The sequence below is a fragment of the Gordonia abscondita genome (genome assembly GCF_032711245.1).
In the GTDB taxonomy this organism is placed as follows: Bacteria; Actinomycetota; Actinomycetes; order Mycobacteriales; family Mycobacteriaceae; genus Gordonia.
Genome location: NZ_CP128986.1, coordinates 1,546,362 through 1,568,073 on the forward strand (window position 1 = coordinate 1,546,362; position 21,712 = coordinate 1,568,073).

Genomic DNA, 21,712 nt, shown 5'->3' on the forward strand with positions numbered 1-21,712 from the left:
GGCCCGGTGCGTCGCGAATAGCCACGACGTACCGGGCTTGTCTGTTACCACGGGTCGGGGACCGAGCAGTAGGGTGAAGAACGATGTCTGAGAACACTCCAACCGGTGCGTCCGGTGACCCCGAGAACACTGGCGAGACCGCTGGCGGCCTGACCGTCGACGAGTTGCGGGACTGGTTGCGCCAGTGGGTCGCGAATGCGGTCGGCCAGCCCATCGACACGATCCCGGTCGATCGGCCGATGGAGGAGCTCGGCCTCTCGTCCCGAGACGCGGTAGCGCTCGCGGCCGACGTCGAAGACAAGACTGGCGTCATCCTCAACGCGACCGCCGTATTCAACCATCCGACGATCGCGTCGCTGGCGACTCGCATCATCGAAGGCGATCCCGATGCCGACGTCGACGTCGACGCCGACCGGTTCTGGGAACGTGAGCGCGACGACGCCGACGACATCGCGATCGTGGGTCTCGCGACCCGCTTCCCGAAGGCGGGCGAGACGCCGGAGTCGACATGGCAGGCACTCATCGGCGGTGTCGACGGCATCTCCGACCTGCCGGAGGATCGTTGGAGCGAGTTCAAGGCCGATCCACGGCTGGCGGAAGCCATCGAGAACGGCAACGTTCAGGGCGGTTACCTCGACGACGTCACGGGCTTCGATGCCGACTTCTTCCAGATGTCGCCGCGCGAAGTGGAGAACGTCGACCCGCAGCAGCGTCTCGCGTTGGAATTGACGTGGGAGGCCCTCGAACACGCCCACATCCCGGCGAGTGATCTGCGCGGCGGCCAGGTCGGCGTGTTCATGGGCACGTCTACGAACGACTACCAGTTGCTGGCGACGCTCGGTTTGAGCGAAGGCGCCAGTGAGACGGCGGCCTACGCACTGACCGGTACCGCGACGTCGATCATCGCGAACCGCGTCTCGTACTTCTTCGACTTTCACGGGCCGTCCCTGGCCATCGACACCGCGTGCTCGTCGTCACTCGTCGCCGTGCACGAAGCGGTCCGCAGCTTGCGCAGCGGCGACTCGAACGTCGCGATCGCGGGCGGCGTCAACATGCTGATCACCCCCGCCGCAACGCTCGGCTTCGACCAGATCGGTGCGATGGCGCCGAACGGCCGCATCAAGGCGTTCTCGTCGGACGCGGACGGCATGATCCGTTCGGAGGGCGGCGGCGTGTTCGTCCTCAAGCGCCTCGCCGATGCGCGCGCCGATGGCGACCACGTGCTCGCTGTCGTCGCAGGCAGCGCGGTGAACTCGGACGGTCGGTCGAACGGGATCTTCGCGCCCAACCCCGAAGCCCAGGTGCAGGTGCTGCGATCGGCATATGCCGATGCCGCGACCGATCCGCGCACCGTCGACTACGTGGAGGCGCACGGGACCGGAACGGTGCTCGGTGACCCGATCGAGGCCGATGCACTCGGCCGCGTCGTGGGACGTGGACGTCTGCCCGGCTATCCGATGCTGCTCGGTTCGGCGAAGACTAACTTCGGTCACATGGAGGCGGCGGCCGGTGCGGGCGCGCTCGCCAAAGTCGTGCTCTCGCTGCAGAACGACGAGCTTCCGGCGTCGCTCAACTATGTCGGACCCAACCCGTACATCCAGTTCGAGACCACGAATCTGAAGGTCGTGACCGAGAATTCGGCGTGGCCGCGGTATTCGGGGCATGCGATCGCGGGTGTGTCGGGCTTCGGTTTCGGTGGGACCAACGCGCACCTCGTGATCCGTGAGGTGCTGCCAGCTGATCTCGCCGGGACGGTGGTCGCCGAGGCTCCCGCTGTGGCTGCGCCGGTCGCCGACGAGAGTTTCGACGACGACGACGACTTCCTCACCGAGGCCGAGCGCGCCGTGCTGGCCGCGCAGGCGAAGAAGGCGCCCGAGCCGGTCGCCGTCGCCGAGGCCGATCCGGCCGACGGTTTCGCACCCGCTGCCGTCGACGGCGCCGTGGTGCCGCTAGTGATCTCCGGCTTCCTCGCGTCGCGCCGCCGCAAGAGCGCAGCCGAACTGCTGGAATGGCTCGAATCCGATGCGGGCAAGGCCACCCCGCTCGTCGACATCGGCCGCACTCTGGCGCACCGCAATCACGGTCGGACACGTTCGGTCGTGATGGCGCGCTCGCACGAGGACGCGGTCAAGGGGGTGCGCGCCGTCGCGGACGGCAAACAACTGCCGTTCGTGTACACCTGTGACGCCCCCGACGCAGCGTCGGCCGTCTGGCTGCTGTCGGGTTTCGGCTCCCAGCACCGGAAGATGGCGAAACAGCTGTACAACGAGAACCCGGTGTTCGCGAAGTACGCCGACCGGGTCGACGCATTGATTCAGCGCGAACTCGGCTACTCGATGGTCGAGATCTTCCTCGACGACGAACAGACGTACGCGATCGAGACCGCGCAGATCGGCATTTACACGATCCAGGTGGCGCTCGCCGACACCATGCGGCATTACGGAGCCCGGCCCGGCGTCCTCGTCCCACACTCGATGGGTGAGGCCTCGGCGGCCTACATCTCCGGCGGACTCTCGCTGGACGATGCGACGCGCGTCATCTGCCAACGCTCGCGTCTGATGGGCGAGGGCGAGTCGATGCTCGTCGGCGACGACATCCGGTTGATGGCACTCGTCGAATACAGCGCAGACGACATCAACGACGTCCTCGCTGATTTCCCGGATCTAGAGATCTGTGTCTACGCCGCTCCCACCCACACGGTGATCGGTGGACCGGAGCCTCAGGTCGACGCGATCGTCGCGCGCGCCGAGTCGGAGGGCAAGCTGGGGCGCAAACTGCAGACGAAGGGCGCGAGCCACACGTCGCAGATGGATCCGCTACTCGGCGAGCTCGCGTACGAGATCACCGGAATCGAGCCGCAGCGTCTGGCGGTCGGTCTTTACAGTTCGGTCGACCGCGAAGCGTTCTACCGTTCCGGTCACGAGCCGATCCACACGATCGACTACTTCCTCAAGGGCGTCCGCCACAGCGTCTGGTTCGCCCAGGCCATCGCGAAGTCGGTGGAGGCCGGTCACCGCACGTTCGTCGAGTTGTCGCCGAATCCGGCCGTCCTCATCTCGGTCGCCGCGACGACCTTCGGTGCCGGGGTGCATGACGCTGAACTCATTGAGACTCTCCGCCGTAAAGAGGACGAGAGCTACGGCCTGGTCAACGCGCTGATGAAGCTGTACGTGCACGGCCACGCGGTGGACGTGGCGTCGCTGTTCGGTTCGGGGCCGGACGTGTCGTTCGCGGATGTTCCGCGCACCAGTTTCGACCGCAAGCCGTACTGGCTGGCCGGGAGCATCGCGAGCGGGTCGGGCGCGGGCAGGGTGCCCGGGTCGCACGTCGGGTTGCCCGACGGTCGCCACGCATGGGAGGTCAACGCGTCGGCGGTCACCGATCCGCGTGAGCTGGTCCTCGCTGCGGCGAAGCAGGTCCTCGGGGCGAACGCGACGGTCGTGGCTACCGAGTCCGTGCGACCGATCCCGGCACAGGGCACGGTCACGACGACGTTCACCAAACATCCGGGCGGCGGCGCACTCGCCGTGCACACCGATGCGGGCGGCGGCCACGCGCTGCTGTTCGAAGCCGCCGTCACCGCCAGCGACGCTCCGGTCGCTGATCGCGCGACGCAGACATCTGACACGTTCGTCGACCGAGCGGAGCCGAGTGCCGCCGACGTCGTCGTCGTCGACGACATCGGCGACAAGTGGAGCCCGGACTCGGGGCAGAGCGTTGGCGATCGTCTCGCGATCATCGTCGGCGAGTCGATGGGCTACGACCCGGAGGATCTGCCGCGCGAGATCCCACTCATCGAACTGGGTCTGGATTCGCTGATGGCGGTCCGCATCAAGAACCGTGTCGAGTACGAGTTCGACATCCCGCAGCTCCAATTGCAGGCGATGCGTCAGGCGAACTTGTCGGACGTGGAGAAGTTCGTGCAGTTCGCGGTGACGCACCGCGATCAACTCGACACCCTCAACGAAGAGGCGGCGAACGGCGGCGAACTCGACACCGCGGCACTCAACGCCTACATCGACGAACAGATCGCGAACGACGAGGCTGCGCCCGCCCCGCCGGTTGAGTCCCCAGCGGCTCCAGAACCCGAACCTGAACCTGAACCCGCCGCTCCGTCCGTCGAGGCCTCCGCCCCGCCGGTCGAGCGGAGCCGAGACTCAGAACCCACGGACATCTCCTCGCAGGCCGCGGTCGCTGAGGCCGCGGGCTCCGATGTGCCGCCCCGCGATGCCGCCGAGCGTCTCACCTTCGGTGCGTACGCGGTGGTGACGGGCAAGTCGGCGGGCGGCGTCTTCAACAAGCTGCCGGTGCTCGACGAGGCGACGGCGCAGAAGCTGACCGAGCGGCTCAATGAGCGGACAGGCGGCGAGGTCGACGTCGAAGACGTCCTCGACTCGGAGACCATCGAGGAACTGTCCGACTATGTGCGTCAGCAGATGGACGACGCAGGCGACATCGACGGGTTCGTGCGTTACCTTCGGGTTCCGACGAAGGACGGGAAGCCGCAGCACGTGTTCTCGCGTGAGGCCGGCGACCCGACGCCGATGCTGTTGTTCCACCCGGCGGGCGGAAACACGACGGCGTACGAGGCATTGGTCAAGCGTCTGCCTGCGGACCTGCCGGTTGTCGGTTTCGACCGGGTCGAAGGCTCCATCGAGGAGCGCGTCGAGCAGTACATGCCGAAGCTACGCGAGATCCAGCCGCACGGACCGTACGTGCTCGTCGGTTGGTCGCTGGGCGGCGGGCTGGCGTACGGCGCCGCGCAGACATTGCTGGCGTTGGGTGAGGAAGTCTCGTTCGTCGGTCTCATCGACGTCGTGCGTCCGCGGACGGAAGTGCCGGACACCCCGGAGAACAAGCGGGACCGGCTCGAACGTTGGAAGACGTTCGCGGTCAAGACATACGGGTTGGACGAGTCCATCCCGGTGCCGATGGATCGTCTCGTCGAAGCCGACGACGACGAGCAGTTCGCGATCATCATGGAGATGCTGGCGATGTCGGACGCGAAGATTCCGGGCGGAATCATCGAGCACCAACGGACGTCGTTCATCGACAACCGCGTACTGAGCAACATCAAACCGTCCCGCTACGACGGCAAGGTGGTCCTGTACCGCGCGGACAAGATGCACGACGGCGCGATCGAGTTGGAGCCGCAGTGGGCGGAGATCGACGAGGACGGCCGGTGGGGCGAAGTCGTCGACGACCTGGAGATCCTGCACATCGGGGGTGACCACCTCGGCATTGTCGACGAACCGCACATCGCGAAGGTCGCCGCCGATCTGAGCATGCGCATGGGAAGACTGGAGAAGCCGTGACGGACAATACGACTGCCGGAAAGCTCACCGAGCTGCGGCGCAAGCTCGCGATAGCGGAGGAGCCGGGCGGCTCGAACGCCGTCGCCAAGCGGGAGAAGAAGGGCATCCTCTCCCCGCGCAAGCGCCTCGAGCTGCTGTTCGACGAGGGTACGTTCGTCGAGATCGGCGCACTGGTGAAGGCTCCCGGCGCGGATGAGAGCGGCTTCGGCGATGGTGTCGTCACCGGTCACGGATTGGTGTACGGTCGGCCGGTCGCCGCGTTCAGCCACGACCAAACGGTCATGGGCGGCAGCGTCGGCGAGATGTTCGGCCGCAAGGTCTCGACGTTGATGGAGTGGGCGAGCAAGCTCGGCTGTCCGATGGTCGGCATCAACGACTCGGCGGGCGCGCGCATCCAGGACGCGGTGACGTCGCTGGCCTGGTACGCCGAGATGGGTCGGCGAAACGACCTGTTGTCGGGTCTGGCGCCGCAGGTCTCGGTGATCCTCGGAAAGTGTGCGGGGGGTGCCGTCTATACGCCCGCCAACACGGACGTCCTCGTCGCCGTCGAGGAGAAGAGCTACATGTTCGTCACGGGACCGGACATCCTGAAGGCGGTCAACGGCGAGGAGATCTCGGCGGAGGATCTCGGCAGCGCCCACAATCAGGCCCGCTGGGGAAACATCCATCACGTCGCCGCAGACGAGAAGGCCGCATTCGACTGGGTCCGCGAGTACTTGCAGTACATGCCGTCGAGCGCGTACGAGCAGCCGCCGGTCATCAACCCCGGCTTGGAGCCGGAGATCACCGAGTCGGATCGCAGTCTCAACGAATTCATGCCCGACAGCGACAACGCGGGCTACGACATGCACGACATGATTCTCCGGTTGTTCGACGACGGCGCGTTCCACGAGGTCGCTGAGATCTTCGCACCGAACATCTTGACCGGCTTCGCCCGCATCGACGGCCACAGTGTCGGTGTCGTCGCGAATCAGCCGAGTGTCATGGCGGGGACGTTGGACACCGACGCATCCGAGAAGGCGACCCGCTTCGTCCGCATCTGCAACGCCTACAACATCCCGCTCGTGTTCCTGGTGGACACACCGGGAATCCTCCCCGGCCTCGTCGAGGAGCAGAAGGGCACGATCCGCCGTTCCGGCAAGTTCTTGTACGCATATGTCGAAGCCGACGTGCCGAAGGTGACGGTCGTGCTGCGAAAGGCGTACGGCGGTGCGTACGCGGTGATGGGCTGCAAGCAGTTGGGCGCCGACATCAACTTCGCGTGGCCGACGGCGAAGATCGCCGTGATGGGCGCCGAGTCGGCTGCCGTCATGCTGACTCGCCGTCAGACGGAGGGGTTGTCGGTGGCCGAAGCCGACAAAGTGCGTCGCGACTTCATCGACTTCTACAACGTGATGATGGCGAACCCGTACCTGGCGGCCGAGAAGGGCTACATCGACGCTGTCATCGAGCCCGCCGAGACTCGTCTGCAGCTTCGTAAGGCGCTAGCCCAGCTGCGGGACAAGCACGTCATCCGCACCGAACGCAAGCACTATCTGATGCCGATCTAGGAGAGGTTCATGTACTTCATCGTCGTCAAGTTTCACGTCAAACCGTCCAGCGCAGAGCAGTTCCCGGCGGCGGTCGCCGAGTTCACCGCGGCGACCCGCGCCGAGCCGGGGAACCTGTGGTTCGAGTGGTCGCGCAGTATCGAGGACCCGAACGAGTACGTCCTGGTGGAGGCGTTCACGGACGACGGCGCCGGTCCGCACGTGAACAGTGATCACTTCGCGAACGGGCTCGAATCGATGCGTCCGCATCTGGCGTCGACGCCGAAGATCCTCTCCCGGCAGGTCGACGGCGACGGCTGGGATGCGATGGGTGAGCTGCAGATCGACTGAGCTGCAGATCGACTGAGCTGGGGCGTCGTGCGGCGGAAGGCTACGTGAACTGGTCGTAGGAGAGTTTCGCCGCCATGACGACCACGATGACGAGCAGGGCGTAGCGAACGATCTTGGTTCCGCTGCCGAGGACAAGTCGGGAACCGAGTACCGAGCCGGCGATGTTGGCGACGGCGAGGATCGCGCCGAGCAGCCACATGACGTGCCCCTGTGACGCGAACACGGCGAGCGCTCCGATGTTGGTCGCGGTGTTGGCGACTTTAGCCATCGCCGCCGACTGCAGGAAGCTCTGATGCAGGAGCGCGGTGAGTGTGATGATCAGGAAAAGTCCGGTCCCAGGGCCGAACACGCCGTCGTAGAACCCGATCACGGCGAGCGTGCACCCGGCCACGACGAACCGGGTCCGGGACACCGGTTCGAATGATTCGTGGGTGGCGCCGAACTGGGGTCGCAGTGCGACGAACGCGCCGACCGCGAGCATCGCGGCGATGACGAACGGGCGCATCATGTCTGAGCTGACGGCCGCTGCGGCGAGTGCTCCGCCGACGGCGCACAGGCCGGCAACCGGCACGCTGATCGCCACGATCCGGCGGTTCACCCGCACTTTCCGCAGATACATGAATGCTGCCGTCGCGGTGCCCCACAGCGCGGTCAGTTTGTTTGTGCCGAGCGCGGCGGCTGGGGCGGCCGTCGGGAATGCAATGAGTAGCAGGGGAAGCAGAACGAGGCCGCCGCCCCCGACGACCGCGTCTATCCACCCCGCGACGAGAGCTCCGCCGACGAGCAGCGACAGCAGCGGCAGGCCGGGGAGATCCACGTTTACAGATTACCCAGCGCCCCGTCCGCGTGACTGCTCAGCTTCCGCGGTGGGCCCGCCCAGCCATCCCGGTGCAGGACGAGCGTGCATCGAGGCGACGAGCACCCTGTGGGGTTCGTCAGTATCCCTTCGCGCGCATCGGGGCCGGGTTCTCCAGGCCGCTCACGGTGTGCGAGCCCTTGATGATGTCGGCAGGCTTCGCGTCGGGGACCAGCGGGTAGTAGCGTTCGAGGCCGCCCCAGTCGCGACCCCAGTCGTTGCGCAGGTAGGTCGGGACCAACGTGTACCGCAGCAGTGCTTCGGTGATCCCGAGAGGCCCGCCGTTCACCCCGTCCGACCACGTCTGCGTGTTCTTCCGGGTCGCTTCCGCATCCGGCATGATCCGCCACTTCGGGAGTTCTAGGATCCCGTAGCTGACGGCCATCGGGCGCTGGCAGGGGAATACCAGGCCGGGCATCCAGTCGATGAACACCGGGTCGGTCCGTCCGACGATGTCGTTCAATGTCGCCAGCGTCGGTAGCCGCGGCGGCGTGATCGCCACCCACTCCTGGACGGCCATCGCGTCGTCGACGACGTGCAGGCGTACCAGGGACGCGCGCGGCGGCGCGTCCTTCAACGCGAAGCGCAGCGTCCGCCAGTTCGACGACGTAGAGAACGCGTCCTGCGGTACCTGCGGCGCCCCGACCGGGACGACACGGCCGTCGGCCTCGGCCCGGCCGTACTCGGCGACGACCCGTCGTCCCTGCGTGAGACCACCGAGTTCGCCGACCGCGGCGATCGATCCGGCGGCGGCGACCGACACGAGCGGACGGTCGCCGCCCGCCTCGCCAGCCTGGACACCCATGTCGTACCAGCCGGTGGTCAGTTCGCTCACCTGCTTGGACCCGTAACTTCCCAGCACGGGCGTCGTAGCCGGATTCAGGCCGTACGGCAGCTTCACCGCGTCGGCCGTGGGCGCGGGTCCGTCGGCCGAGGCGGCGCCCAGATCGTCGGACCCCAGATCGTCGGACCCAGTGTCGTCGAGTTCGGAGTCGACTGAGTCGCCTCCCGCGGTCGGCGGGCTGACGACGTCGTCGTCCTCCTCGTCGTCGCTGGAGCGACGCTGGTCGAGCGGGTCGATGAGCACGTTCGACGGGACCCCGTCCGCGGTGAACCCGGTGTTGGCGGCGCCCAACGTCGCCTTCGCCGACGGTGCGGGCCGTCCGCCGACGGCGGCGGGCCTCAACACCGACTTGTTCGGGTCCGCTTCGACGAGGACATCGTTGGCGAGCGCGCACTCGTCGCCGGTCAGGGCGCGGGCATTCGACTTGGCCCACGACCAGCTGTCGCGTTGCACCCACGCGGCCTTCACGAACGAGCCGAGCATGATGAGGACGACGATCCCCGCGATCACCGGGATCGGCGAGAACGTGAACTTGAGCAGCCCCGTCTTACGGGCGCCGGTCCGGACGTCGTCGTCCGTGAAGTCGTCGCGGAAGTGGAACCAGAGTCCGACGGCTGCGACCACGAGCGCGATCACCAGCATCACCCAGCTGAGCTTGATGCCTGCGACCTCGATGGGACGGTCCCACCACGGGATGCCGTACGACCCGACATACCACCACATGTTGGTTCCAGCCGTCGCGACCGCCGTCACCAGCAGGACGGCAGCTGCGAAGAAGGCGCGGTTGCGCCGCGACCGCAACAGCTTCGGAGCCATCATCGCCGTCGTGCCGGCCACCAGGACCGCGCCGATCGCCGCGTAGATGCCGAAATGGTGCGTCCATTTGGTCGGTGTGAACGATGTGAAGAACATCGTGCCGATCATGACGCCGATCAACCGCCAGAACGGCCCGCGGGCGACGCCTGCCGGATGCCTGCTCGACATGAGACGGAAGATCGCGACAACCAACGCCAGGATCATCATCAGGATGCCGAAACGGCGCGGGAACGTGCCGTCTCCGGTGTCGAGCACCAGCCAGTAGTAGCGGGTCGGTTCGCGCCACCACTCCTCGGTGGGGCCGACCTCGGTCGCGACCTTGTTGCCTTCCAACAGCGGGGCGAGCGCCTGCGAGTAGAAGATCATGAACAGCACCGCAGTGCCCGAGGCCAGCAGCGGTGCGATCAGCGCGACGAGACCGTCACGTTTACGTCTGGAGACGATGCCCTTCACCAGGGGCCGTAGTCCGGCGATGAGGGCGGCGGCCGCCATCAGTCCGCCGGGCGCGAGCGCCAACGTGAACGCTGCGGCGATGGTCGCTATCGCGTATGGCAGCAGACGTTTCGTGGCGATGGCGCGTTCGACGCACACCCAGGTCAGCAGTGCGCCGACGGCTTCCGCGGGTTCGGGGCGGATTCCGTTGTTGTACGGCATCCAGATCGCCAGGAATACGGTGGCGCCCGCCCAGACGGCGGCCGTCGAGTTGCGGACCGCTCGGCCCAGACGCGGGATGGCCTCCCGGCTGATGATCCACCAGCCGAGCAGACCGAGCAGGAACGCGGGTAGCCGAAGCCACGGAGTCGCCACCGATATGTGCGTCATCCACGACAGCACTTGGAAGTGCCAGCCGAACGGGTCTTGCGGCACACCGAAGTAGCGGAAGTAGTTGTCGGCGTAGCCTGCTTCGCCGGTGATCCGGGCGACGGTGATGTTGTAGCCGTCGTCGGAGGTGTTACCGCCGATCAACCACCATGCGGCGAGGGCGACGAACACGGCGACGTCGGGTGGGCGGATGGTGAACCATCCGCGCGGCAGGAATCGTCGGTGGCCGCGTCCGTCCCGCGAGTCGAGGACACCGAGTGCGATCAGTGACAGCAGCGTCATCACGATTCCGACGATGATGACGGCGAGCTTGAGTGGTGTCGGCGAATTGATGAACCGGGTGTCGACCGTTGCGTGTAATGACAGACCGTCGCGCGGCGCGTTCGCCGGCAGGTCGGAGAATACGCCGACGATCTGCGGGCGCATGTCGGGATCGGTGGTGCGGTACGAGGTGGCGTCCCCTTCTCGGACACCCGTGATCGCCCCGGTCACGCCGTCTGCGCCGCCGGTCATGGTGAATGCGCAGTCGGGCGATGTCTGCGCGACGTGGCGGTCGACCGACAGCAGCACCACATCGCGGACCACCATCGACACCGTGTCGGCGGTCGCACGGACGAACAGTCCACGAGCCGTCGCCTGGCGTCCCTGGCTCGGCAGCGTCGACATCAGGTCGCCGCCGTCGGCCGGGAGGTCACGTGCCAGCGAGCACGGCACCGACATCGTCATGTCGATCGGCACGAACGAGACCATCGGCGCCGTGACGTCGGTGATCGCGTCGTTCTGCGGCCACGCGAGCTCGGCCGTCTTCTGGTCGATCGGAAGGATCGGCGTCAGGCACGCCATCAGGAAGCCGATCAGGCCGGCGACGATCGCGACGATCTTCGTGGCGCGATAGTTGCCACCGCGCGGACTCCAGCGGCTGCCGGAGGCGGTCGGAGCGTCCGTGAGGTCAGTCATTGTTAGGCTCCAGGCGGATCGATCCGGTACGGCTCATTCCCCATCGGGTGACCGGTGCGGTGTCGACGCGCGCGGTGGCGGCGTCCGGGGTCAACGGGCTCAGTTTCTCCACTGACCCCCAATCCTCATGCCAGTCGTCGCGTAGATAGGTTGGGACGGTGACCTGCGTCGTCGTCGATTCGACGATGGACAGCGGTCCGCCGCCGCTCGCCGCCATCCACGTGCGCGACTGCGAGTTAGCGGTCACGAAGTCGGGCAGGATCCGCCAGCGCGGGACCTGCGCGACCCCGTGCGGGAACGTCATCGGATTCTGGCACGGGAATTGTGCGGCGGCCATGAAGTCGATGAGCGTCGGATCCGTTGAGCCGACCATCTCTTGCACGGAGACCAGTTGCGGGGCGCGCGGCGGGGTGATCGCCATGAACTGCTTCGGGCCCAGATTCGTGTCGGCGAGTTGGAGCCGCATCACGGTGGCCTGTGCGGGGACAGCCGTCATCGGGACACGTAGATTGCGCCACGGCAGATTCGGGGTGGTCGGGCCCGCGTCGATCGGGACGACGTCGCCGCCGACCTGAACGAACTCGCCGTCGGGTCCGCGCTTGCCGAACTGGGCGACGAGCTTTTGGCCGAACCTTGGATTGCCGTCGCGGTCGATGGTCGAGACGGCGCCCGCCGTCGAAATCGCGATGAGCGGCGACGCGTCGCGCGCGGGCAGTCCGTACCAGCCGGTGGTCAGGTAGGCATTGGCGGCGAATCCGTAACTGCCGAGGACGGGTGTGGTCGCCGGGTTCAGACCGAATGGCAGCGCGTGCGTCGAGCCGTTGACCGTCGTCGGACCCGTTCCGCCGGTGGTGCCCGCGCCGAGTCCGCCGATGATGGAGAACGGTTTCGCCACGGATCCGGCGACGTGCATCTGACCTGCACGCGCGCTGGACGGCGTTGGGGTGAGATCGTCCAGGATTCCGTTGGGGGAGAAGCCGACCGGCTTGTCGCCGGTGAGTGCAGCGGTCGCCGACACGTCGTCGGCGGGCACCAGCATGCCCTTGTTCGGGTCTGGCTCGGCGAGTACCTGGTCGGCCATACCGCAGGTGTCGCCGCCGAGTGCATCGATGTTGTTGGAGAAGACGGTCATCGCGGGGCTGCGGGTGACGACGGCCTTGCCGAACACGGCAAGGGTCGCGACCACCATGAGCCCGGCGATCAGTACGAGAGGCGTGTGCGCGAACGCCAGGCGGCGTCGGTCGGCGGCGCTGTCAGGCTGATCCGCATCGTGGTGGGCGAGACCCTTGTTGGTGACGTAGTCGTTGCGCAGGTGCTGCCACAGGGCGACGGCTACCGCGACGACGGCGAGGACGAGCAGGACCGACGAGACCTGAATGCCCTTCACCGCCGGAGCCATGTCGAACCAGGTGATCCCAAAGCGGTACGCGTACGGCCACGCGTTCTTGCCAGCGGCCGCGGCGGCCAACGCGAAGAGCAGACCCACCGAGAGCAACGAGAGGTTGCGTGAGGACCGGGCCCCGGCCTGTGCGATGGCCAGACAGGCGACGGCGGCCAATGCGGCACCGACGCCGGCGAACACACCGAAATGGATAGTCCATTTGACGGGGGAGAGGAAGAACAACAGCAGAGTGACGCCGAACGCGCCGATCAGACGCCACGTCGGCGCCGATCCGACGCCGGTGATGCCGCGGCGGCGCAGCAGAACTGCTGCGGTGACGATCGCGGCGACGAAGATCAGCAGGACGGGGATTCTCCGAGCGAGCGCGCCGTCGGGGGTGGTGACGGTCAGGAAGAAGTAGCGCAGGAACTCCTGGTGCCACGGGATGATCGGCCCGGTCTGGTAGCGGGTCTTGACGGCTTCGAGCACGGTCATCAGCGTCTGGTCGCGAAACACGATCACCGAGACGACGGTTCCGGCGGCGACGATCGGCGCGAGGAGCGGCAGCAGGCCTGTCTCGCGGCGCCGATCGAGGAGGACGTGCAGGAGTGGGCGTGCCGCCACGAGAAGTATCGCGACGCCGATGACGCCTTGTGGGGCGAGCGCGAGCATCGCTGCGGCGAGGGCTGCGGCGAGCGCGGCGGGCAGCAGTCGGTTGCGGGTGATCGCCGTCTCCGTCGCCCACCACGTCAGCAGTGACCCGAGGACGATGATCCCCTCAGTGCGCAGACCCGAGCAGTACGGCAGCCAGAACGCGAGGAACACGGCAGCAGCGGTGGCGACGGCCCACGCCGTCGACCCGAATCGTCCGACGAGACCGGCCGTTCCAGTGCTAGTCATGAGGTGCGGCAAGACGATCCGCGACAGCACGAACCACGACGCCAGCCCCGCCACGAGGATGGGCAGGTGCATCCAGACGATGCTCGTCGACACCTGCGACCACAGGGCCAGGAAACTGTAGTACCAGTCGAACGGCGCTTCGGCGATCCCGTAGAAGCGGTAGTAGTTCGACATGTAGCCGGATGCGTCGGCCGCTCGACCCATCGTGAGGATGTAACCGTCGTCGGGGGCGGCCGCGCCCAGGAACGTCCAGATGATCAGGACGACGGTTACGACGGCGTCGCTCAGCCGAGGGCGCACATGGCCGAGCGCCGTGCGTGACTCGGTGAGGAGTCGTGCGGTGTAGCCGTTTACCCGGTCCAGGCACCAGAGCGCGAACAGGGCGAGCAGCGTCGCGAGGACGGCGATCACCATGGCGATGACCTTGAGCGCGGTCGGCGAGCTCTCGTACCGGTTGTCGACGTCGATGCGTGCGTGCATCCCGGCGTCGGCCATCGCCGTCACCTGCGGGGTGCTCAGCGATGTGTAGAAGCCGTCGATCTGCGGTCGCTTGCTTGGGTCGAGGTCGCTGGCCGGTCCGAGCCCGGTGAACTGGGCTCCGGTCGCCGTCGCCGACGAGAAGATGTGCAGGTCACGGCATTTGCCTGCGGCGATATCGGCGCGTGACGCGGTCGCGGCGACGTTCGCGCGCATCGACACAGTGATCGACGTCCGACTGGCGGTGACGGCCAACGTCCGCTGCGAGGCTCCCTTGGCCTTAGCGGGCATCGTCGACAGGACGGTTCCACCTTCGGCGGGCAGGGTCGTGAGCGCGGCGCACGGGATCGTCACGTCCAGTGACTGCGCGGTCTGCGCGATGAGCGGTGCCACGACGGACGGATCGTCGGCGTTGAGCGTCTGGCCCTGCGGCCAGCTCACTGACGCACTCGTCTGGGACACCGGCAGCAGCGGGACCGCGATCGCAGCGATCACCGCGACCAACCCGGCGACGACGGCGAGCAGTCGGGCCGTACCCGCGGGGAGCGGGCTCGACGGAGGTTCGACGTCGGCGTCGGACGGGGCTGCGGTCGGCACTGGCACGGAACCTGACGTTAGTCGACCAGGCGCGAAACTCGCCAAACGATGAATCGGCGGGGGTGTCGGCTATCTCCGAATCGGTGCTGGGCTCCACAAGCCGCTGCGGGTCTGCGTGCTGTAGTCGATCTGTGCCGGTGCCGCCTCGTCGTACGGGGTGTAGCGTTCCAACGCGCCCCAGTCACGGCCGATGTCGCCCTTGAGGTAGGTGGCGACCGTGTCCGGTCGCTGCGACACCTGGAGCCAGCCGAGCGGTCCGCCGCCGAGCGCTCCCTGCCATGCGCTGACCGCGGCTGCGAGGTCGGCGCCCGGTCGGACCCGCCACTTCGGCGTCTCGACGACGCCAGCGTGGAAGTTGTACGGCCGCTGGCACGGGAACACCAGACCGGACGTCCAGTCGACGTGGACCGGATCGGTGTCGCCGACTGTCTCCTCCAGTGTCGTCATCTCGGGGATACGCGGCGGGGTGACGACGATGAAGTGGTCCTCGGACAGATTGTCGTCATCGGCGACGATCCGCACGGCCGTCGTGTCCGACGGCAGCGATTCCGTTTCGACGCGGACATTGCGCCAGCTGGGGCGCGGTCCGGGATCGATCATCTGTCGTTCACCTGCGACCGTCAGGTCGGCGTCGTGCGTGGAGTCGGTGACGTCGTCGGTGGTGTATTCGAGGTGGAGTTCACTGGATCCGAACACGCCTGCCGCCGAGAATGTGACGAGCGGCCGGTCCTGGAAGTCGGCGGGCATCCGGTACCAGCCTGAGGTGAGGTCGGCCGGGCTCTGGTCTGTCTCGGAGTAGCTGCCCATCACGGGAGTGCGGGCCGGGTCGAGCCCGAACGGTAGGACTGCTCGCGAACCGTTGGCGCCCGCAGTGCCGGCGATTCCGCCGCCGGTTCCGCCGCTGTTGGCGATGAGTAGGTCGGGGTCGAGGCCTGCCCCCCACGCGAGCACGCCGAGCGACCCGGCGGGTGCCAGCGTGTCGAGGTCTTCACGGACACCGTTCGCGCTGAAACCGCTGGTCGAGGAGCGGTCGGATTCGGCGGGAGCGGTGGTCGGTCCGGCAAGCGGATCGGTGAGCGACGCGTCGACTGGCGTCAATTGGTAACGATTCGGGTCGTCCTCCACCCACACCTTGTCGGCCATCCCGCACTGTTGTCCGGTGAACGCTTCGATGTTCGAGCGTGGCACCGAGTAGGAGTCACTCTGGCGGATCCCGGTCATCGCCGCGGTCACGAGCAGGAACGCGGCGATCACGGTCGCCGCCAGAGCCAACGGCGACGCGGTGAGTATTCGGGTGACTCGTTGAACCGGGCGAGGCTGATGCTCGGACTCGGGGTCGACGCCCGCGAACGGCTCGCGGAAGTGGAACCAGAGCGCCAGCGCCATCAGCGCGAGCGACAGGTACAGGAGGACTTGGCCGAGGGCGACGCCGCCGACCGTCACCTGGGCGGTGCTCCACGGCATTCCCCACGCGGACGCGTAGTAGAAGGAGTTCGGTGCGGTGAACGCCAGGCCGGTCGCGAAGACGACGAGTGCGGCGAAGATCGTGCGGTTGCGGCGCGAATGAGTGGCGCTCGCGCTCGCCGCGATCGCCGCCAGCGCGGCCAGGGCTGCGGTGAGCCCGGCGAACACGCCGAAGTGATGTGTCCACTTGGTCGGCGTGAACATGAGGAACAGTAGCGAACCGAACGTGATGCCGACGATGCGTCGCGCCGGACCGAGCGCGGTCCCGGGTATCCGCGACTTGCGGATCAGGACGGCGCCCGCGACGGCCATCGACAGGATCATGATGACGACGGCGAAGCGTCGCGCGATCGAACCGTCGGCGGAGAACGCGAACAGCGACGAGTACCGGTCGATCTCGTTGTACCACTCGAGTGACGGCCCGAGATCGGTCTTCATCGTCGAACTCTCCATGAACGCGGCGAGCGTCAACCCGGAGAAGACCGCGAAGATGACGAGCACCCCAGCTGCCACGATCGGCGCGAACAGGCTCAGATACGCGGCCACCCGGCCCGAACCGGTCTGCCGCTGCACTTCCCGAGCACGCCGAACCACCGCCAAGAACATCGGGCGCGCGCCCGCGACGAGCGCGGCGACCGCCAGCACGCCCGTTGGGCCCGCGGCGATGCTGAACGCGCCAGCGGTACACGCGACCGCGGCCGGCAGCAGTCTGCCGGTCGCGATGGCACGCTCAACCGAGCACCAGGTGATCAGGGCGCCGAGGCAGATGATTGGTTCGGGGCGCAGCCCGTTGTTGAACGGGAACCACGCGACGAGGAACACCGCAGCGGCTGTCCAGCCGACTGCTGGCCGGGTGAGTGCGGCGCGCCCGAGCCGAGGCAGGATTTCGTGGCTGACGATCAGCCAGACGACGATGCCGCAGACCAGCGCCGGAATCCGCATCCAGACGCTGGCGACCGACACGTGGCTGAGCCAGCCGAACACCTGGTAGTACCAGCCGAACGGTGCTTCCGGCGCCCCGAACCAGCGGAAGTAGTTGGCCGTGTAGTCGCTGTCTTGTGCGACCCGAGACATGGTCAGCAGGTAGCCGTCGTCCGACGTGTTGGGTCCGATGATGTGCCACACCAGCAGGAGCCCGACGACCACATAATCGCGCGGCTTCAACCGCCACCAACGGGCCGGGAAGAAGCGTCGGTGTCTGCGCCCGTCGGTGGCGTCGAGCCGTGACAATGCGATCAGCGAGATGATGACGGCGAGGATCCCAACGATGATCGCCGCCCACTTCACCGCGGTCGGCGTCGTGCTGTACCGGGAATCGATGACGACGTGCGCGTTCAGTCCCGGAATGTCATCGACCCGGCCGTCGAGTTGGGTGAACAGGCCGGTCATCTGTGGCCGCTGGTCGCCGCCGGTCGCCTTGCCCTTGAGGGCTTCGCCGTCGTCACCGGCCAAGCCGGTGAACTCCGCGGTCACCGCGTCGGACGTCGCGTGGACCTCGATGTCGCGGCAGTCGCCGGACCGGACGTCGGTGAGGGGGGCCGACACCAACGGCATATTGCGGTTGATGACCTCGACACTGCGGGAGGCTTCGGGGGTCGACCGCTCACCGGTCACCCGGATGAACAGTCCGCGCTGCTGTGCCTTCTCCGCGGACGGCGACGTGGTGGAGAGGAGGACCGACGCGCCGTCGGGCAGCCGGTCGACGGCCGTGCACGGAACGCTCGCCGTGAGTTCGATCGGCACATACGAGAAGAGGGGAGCCGACACCGAGCCGACGGCGTCGGCCTGCGGCCAACTAATCTCCGCGACGGTCTGCTTCACCGGGAGCAGCGGCGTCGCCAGAGCGAGGAGCACGCCGAGCAGACCGGTGACGATCGCGGTTATCTGCGCCCGACGGGCGGTGATAGATGGCACAGGGAGACATCCTAGTGCTTGGCACTGTCGCAGTGCCTGCTGCCGGAGCCCGACGCATGTAAGCCGGACTCCGGCTGGGGATCACGTGAACGCGGTATCGCCGATCGGCGCTAGGGGCGTCGTATCGCGGTCGGCGATGTGATCCGGTCGCGGCGACGCGGCCGCGAATGGGGCGAGCGGCGCGTTCTCGACACTGTTGAACACGAGGAATACGTTCGCTCGCGAATACGGGGTGATGTTGTTGCTCGACGCGTGCATCGAGTTCGAGTCGAAGAACAGTGCGGCGCCCGCCGCGCCGGTGAACTGCTCGATCCCGTACTCGAAGCCGAGTTCGGTGACTGCGTAGTCGGACGGCACTCCGGCCTTCTGCTTCTGCAGCGATTCGCGGAAGTTGTCGTCGGGCGTCTCGCCGACACACGGTACGAAGACACGGTGCGCGCCCGGCATCAACATGAGGCCGCCGTTGAAAGCGAAATTGTCGGTCAGCGCGATCGACAGACTGACCGTGCGCGGGGCAGGCAGACCGTCCTCGGCATGCCATGTCTCGAAGTCTGAATGCCAACCGAATCCGGTGCCGACCATGCCGGGCATCGCGTTGATCCGTGACTGGTGGATATAGACCTCCGAGCCGAGGAGTTGCCGCGCCCGATCGAGGATGCGCGGTGTCCGCGCTAACGCGTCGATCACCCGGCTGTGTCGATGGACGGCGAAGATCGACCGGACCGCGTCGCTGCCTCGCTCCCGGATGATGGCTCCGGACGCGTCGACTTCCGGGGCGGTGGCTAGTCGGTCGAACTCGGTCCAGCAGGTCTGGACTTGGGCGGGCGTCAACAGCCCGTCCTCGATGTGAAACCCCTTCTCGGCGTACGCCGCGACCTGATCGGCGGTAAACGGGCCGTCGGCCTCGCCCCACACAGTCGGGTCGGGTCTGCGTGTCATCGGGGTGGTTTCGGTCAGTCGCGTGCGATAGCGGTCGTGCACATTCGTCGCGGTGGTCATGGAATCCTCCCTCTAACGTGCGGTGTGCGGGCCGACGGTTGTCGACCCTCCCTCCACCGCTACCAGAGTCGGTTGGGACAGTCCGCGCCTACATTCGCCGTTTCCTACTGGTCGAGCCCTTTCCTGCTGTTCGAGTGCAGCCGAGCCCCTCGACTACGATGAGCGTTATGTCTTCCGTGCCGCCGATACTCCTGCTCAACGGCCCCAACTTGGACATGCTCGGGGTTCGGCAACCTGACGTGTACGGTTCCGACACGCTCGACGACGTCGTGCGTCTCGCTGAGCGGACGGCCGCCGACGCCGGGTTCGGGCTGCGTGCCTTCCAGACGAACCACGAAGGCGAGATGATCGGCGCTGTTCACGCCGCGCGCGGCGAAGTCAGCGGCATCGTTATCAATCCGGGCGGTTGGACGCACACGTCGGTGGCTCTCGCCGATGCTCTGGTGATCCCGGAGGTTCCGATTGTCGAGGTCCACGTCAGCAATGTCCATGCGCGAGAAGCGTTTCGGCATCACTCTTATATCTCGCCGATCGCGGCGGCGGTCATCGCAGGTTGTGGGATCGCGGGCTACGAGTTCGCGGTGCGACGTCTGGCGGCACTCGCCGGCTGAGTAGCGGTCGCGGCTGGTTGGCCGAGTTCGCTTGCAGTGTGTCCCGTGTCCCACTATCTCTGGCGATAGGAGTCGCGGGCCGTGGGTCGGGTAGGCTCTAATCATTCGGTGCCCGGCACCGTGCGTCGTAGAACGCCCCACGCAGACCCCGACTCGATCGCGGGTGCGTGAAATTCATACGGCGAACCGACACGCGGACCGCGTGTTCGCCACTCGATCTCCCGTATCGGCTCTACCGTGCCGTGCGATTGATCCCTGCCAGTAAGGCTATTAATGACTCTGTTCGCTGATCTCGGCGTGCCCGCTCCCATCGTTGACGCGTTGACCGCCGACGGTAAAGCGTCCGCGTTCCCGATCCAGGAGAAGACTCTCCCCGACACCCTCGCCGGACGTGACGTCCTCGGCCGCGGCAAGACCGGCTCGGGAAAGACCGTCGCGTTCGCCGTCCCGCTCGTCGTGCGTCTCGCCGAAGCCGGTGTTCGTCGTCGTTCGGGCCGCCCCACCGGACTGGTGCTCGCTCCGACGCGTGAGCTCGCCACCCAGATCGCCGCCCAGATCGAACCGCTCGCCGACGCTGTCGGCTTGCGCGTCACCACCGTCTTCGGCGGTGTGAAGCAGGCACGGCAGGAGCGTGCGCTCGGTGCGGGCGCCGACATCGTCGTCGCCTGCCCTGGCCGCCTCGAAGACTTGATGAAGCAGCGGATCGTCTCACTCGACGACGTGCAGATCACGGTGCTCGACGAAGCCGACCACATGGCGGACCTCGGATTCCTGCCGGTGGTGACGCGCATTCTCGCCGCGACGCCCGCCGGTGGCATGCGCATGCTGTTCTCGGCGACGCTCGACAACGGGGTCGACAAGCTGGTCAAGCGCTTCTTGAACAAGCCGGTCACCCACTCACTTGAGGATGCGACGTCGCCCGTCGCTCAGATGACGCACCACGTCTTCCGGGTGTCGGGTGCGACGGAGAAGACCGCGCTCGTTCACGAACTGGCTTCCGGTACCGGTCGTCGCATTCTGTTCATGCGTACCAAGCACCAGGCGAAGAAGCTCGCGAAGAAGCTGACCGCGGACGGCATCCCGGCGGTCGACCTGCACGGCAACTTGTCGCAGGCGCAGCGTGATCGGAACCTCGCGTCGTTCGCGGCGCCCGACGGCGCGAAGGTCCTCGTCGCCACGGATGTCGCTGCGCGCGGTGTCCACGTCGACGATGTAGAACTCGTCGTCCACGTCGATCCGCCTGCCGAGCACAAGGCGTACCTGCACCGTTCGGGCCGTACCGCGCGCGCTGGTTCGTCGGGTGACGTCGTCACCATCTGCCTGCCCGACCAGTGGGGCGATCTGCGCAAACTCCTGCAGAAGGCCGCGATCAAGGTTCCGGGTCAGCAGGTCACCGCGTCGTCGCCGGAGGTCCGTGAACTCGTCGGCGAGCACGCGCCGCTGCGCCACCTCCCGGTGGTCGAGGCGCCCGCTCAACAGCAGCGTTCGGGACAGGGCCGTTCCGGCCAGGGCGCGCGCGGTTCGCGCGGCACCGGTCGCGGACGCCGTGGCGGAGCCGCGAACAGTGGCCGTGGCGGTGCTGCGAACAGTGGCCGTGGCGGTGCTGCGCGTCAGGACGGTGGCCGGTCCGGCCAGTCGCAGAGCGGTCACGCGTCGGCGGCGGCCAATCCGAGCCGTCGCCGCAGCGCCCGCCGCCCGGCAGGTGCTCCCTCGGGCCGCTAGCGATATCTCGCCTCGTCCGCCGATCTGTGCCACCTGCTGGTACGGATCGGCGGACGAGCTGTTTCTGGAGTTATCCACAGATGTGTGTCACCCCCTATCGCTGCGGGCGCGCTGCCGCGAGACTGGCCGGTATGGGGGAGTTCGACGTATTTGAGGC

The 21,712-nt window shown here is 67.1% G+C and carries 10 protein-coding genes; 5 read left to right on the top strand and 5 right to left on the bottom strand.

Annotated features, from left to right (window positions below; all coding sequences use genetic code 11):
- Positions 1–83 precede the first annotated feature (83 nt).
- From pks13 to MP11Mi_RS07240, 3 genes are read left to right on the top strand one after another with little or no spacing between them, the layout of a single operon-like run.
- Positions 84–5,315, top strand: a complete 5,232-nt coding sequence (pks13, locus tag MP11Mi_RS07230) for a polyketide synthase Pks13 (protein ID WP_420041613.1) — start codon at positions 84–86, stop codon at positions 5,313–5,315.
- A complete protein-coding gene (locus tag MP11Mi_RS07235) occupies positions 5,312–6,865 on the top strand; it encodes an acyl-CoA carboxylase subunit beta (protein ID WP_420041614.1) in 1,554 nt (517 codons plus the stop codon). Before pks13 ends, MP11Mi_RS07235 begins: the two co-directional genes overlap by 4 nt.
- A gap of 9 nt (positions 6,866–6,874) precedes the next feature.
- On the top strand, positions 6,875–7,195 hold the full coding sequence (locus MP11Mi_RS07240) for a putative quinol monooxygenase (protein ID WP_420041615.1): 321 nt from the start codon (positions 6,875–6,877) through the stop codon (positions 7,193–7,195).
- A gap of 40 nt (positions 7,196–7,235) precedes the next feature.
- Here the strand turns inward: MP11Mi_RS07240 and MP11Mi_RS07245 are convergent, their stop codons facing one another.
- The 5 genes from MP11Mi_RS07245 to thpD form a co-directional block, all read right to left on the bottom strand.
- Positions 7,236–8,012, bottom strand: coding sequence for a sulfite exporter TauE/SafE family protein (locus MP11Mi_RS07245; RefSeq protein WP_420041616.1), 777 nt, complete (start codon positions 8,010–8,012; stop codon positions 7,236–7,238).
- A gap of 118 nt (positions 8,013–8,130) precedes the next feature.
- Positions 8,131–11,490, bottom strand: coding sequence for an arabinosyltransferase domain-containing protein (locus MP11Mi_RS07250; RefSeq protein ID WP_420041617.1), 3,360 nt, complete (start codon positions 11,488–11,490; stop codon positions 8,131–8,133).
- A complete protein-coding gene (locus MP11Mi_RS07255) occupies positions 11,483–14,851 on the bottom strand; it encodes an arabinosyltransferase domain-containing protein (RefSeq protein ID WP_420041618.1) in 3,369 nt (1,122 codons plus the stop codon). Before MP11Mi_RS07255 ends, MP11Mi_RS07250 begins: the two co-directional genes overlap by 8 nt.
- Before the next feature lie 63 nt (positions 14,852–14,914).
- Positions 14,915–18,223 carry an arabinosyltransferase domain-containing protein gene (locus MP11Mi_RS07260; protein ID WP_420041619.1) on the bottom strand — a complete coding sequence of 1,103 codons (3,309 nt, stop codon included), beginning with the start codon at positions 18,221–18,223 and terminating at the stop codon, positions 14,915–14,917.
- 81 nt (positions 18,224–18,304) lie between these two features.
- Complete coding sequence (thpD, locus tag MP11Mi_RS07265) at positions 18,305–19,222, bottom strand: ectoine hydroxylase (protein WP_420041620.1); 918 nt, start codon at positions 19,220–19,222, stop codon at positions 18,305–18,307.
- A gap of 167 nt (positions 19,223–19,389) precedes the next feature.
- Here thpD and aroQ point away from each other — a divergent pair, with 167 nt between their 5' ends.
- Positions 19,390–19,833, top strand: coding sequence for a type II 3-dehydroquinate dehydratase (gene aroQ / locus MP11Mi_RS07270; protein WP_420041621.1), 444 nt, complete (start codon positions 19,390–19,392; stop codon positions 19,831–19,833).
- A 273-nt stretch (positions 19,834–20,106) separates the two neighbouring features.
- Complete coding sequence (locus tag MP11Mi_RS07275; protein WP_420041622.1) at positions 20,107–21,555, top strand: DEAD/DEAH box helicase; 1,449 nt, start codon at positions 20,107–20,109, stop codon at positions 21,553–21,555.
- The last annotated feature ends 157 nt before the right edge of the window (positions 21,556–21,712 follow it).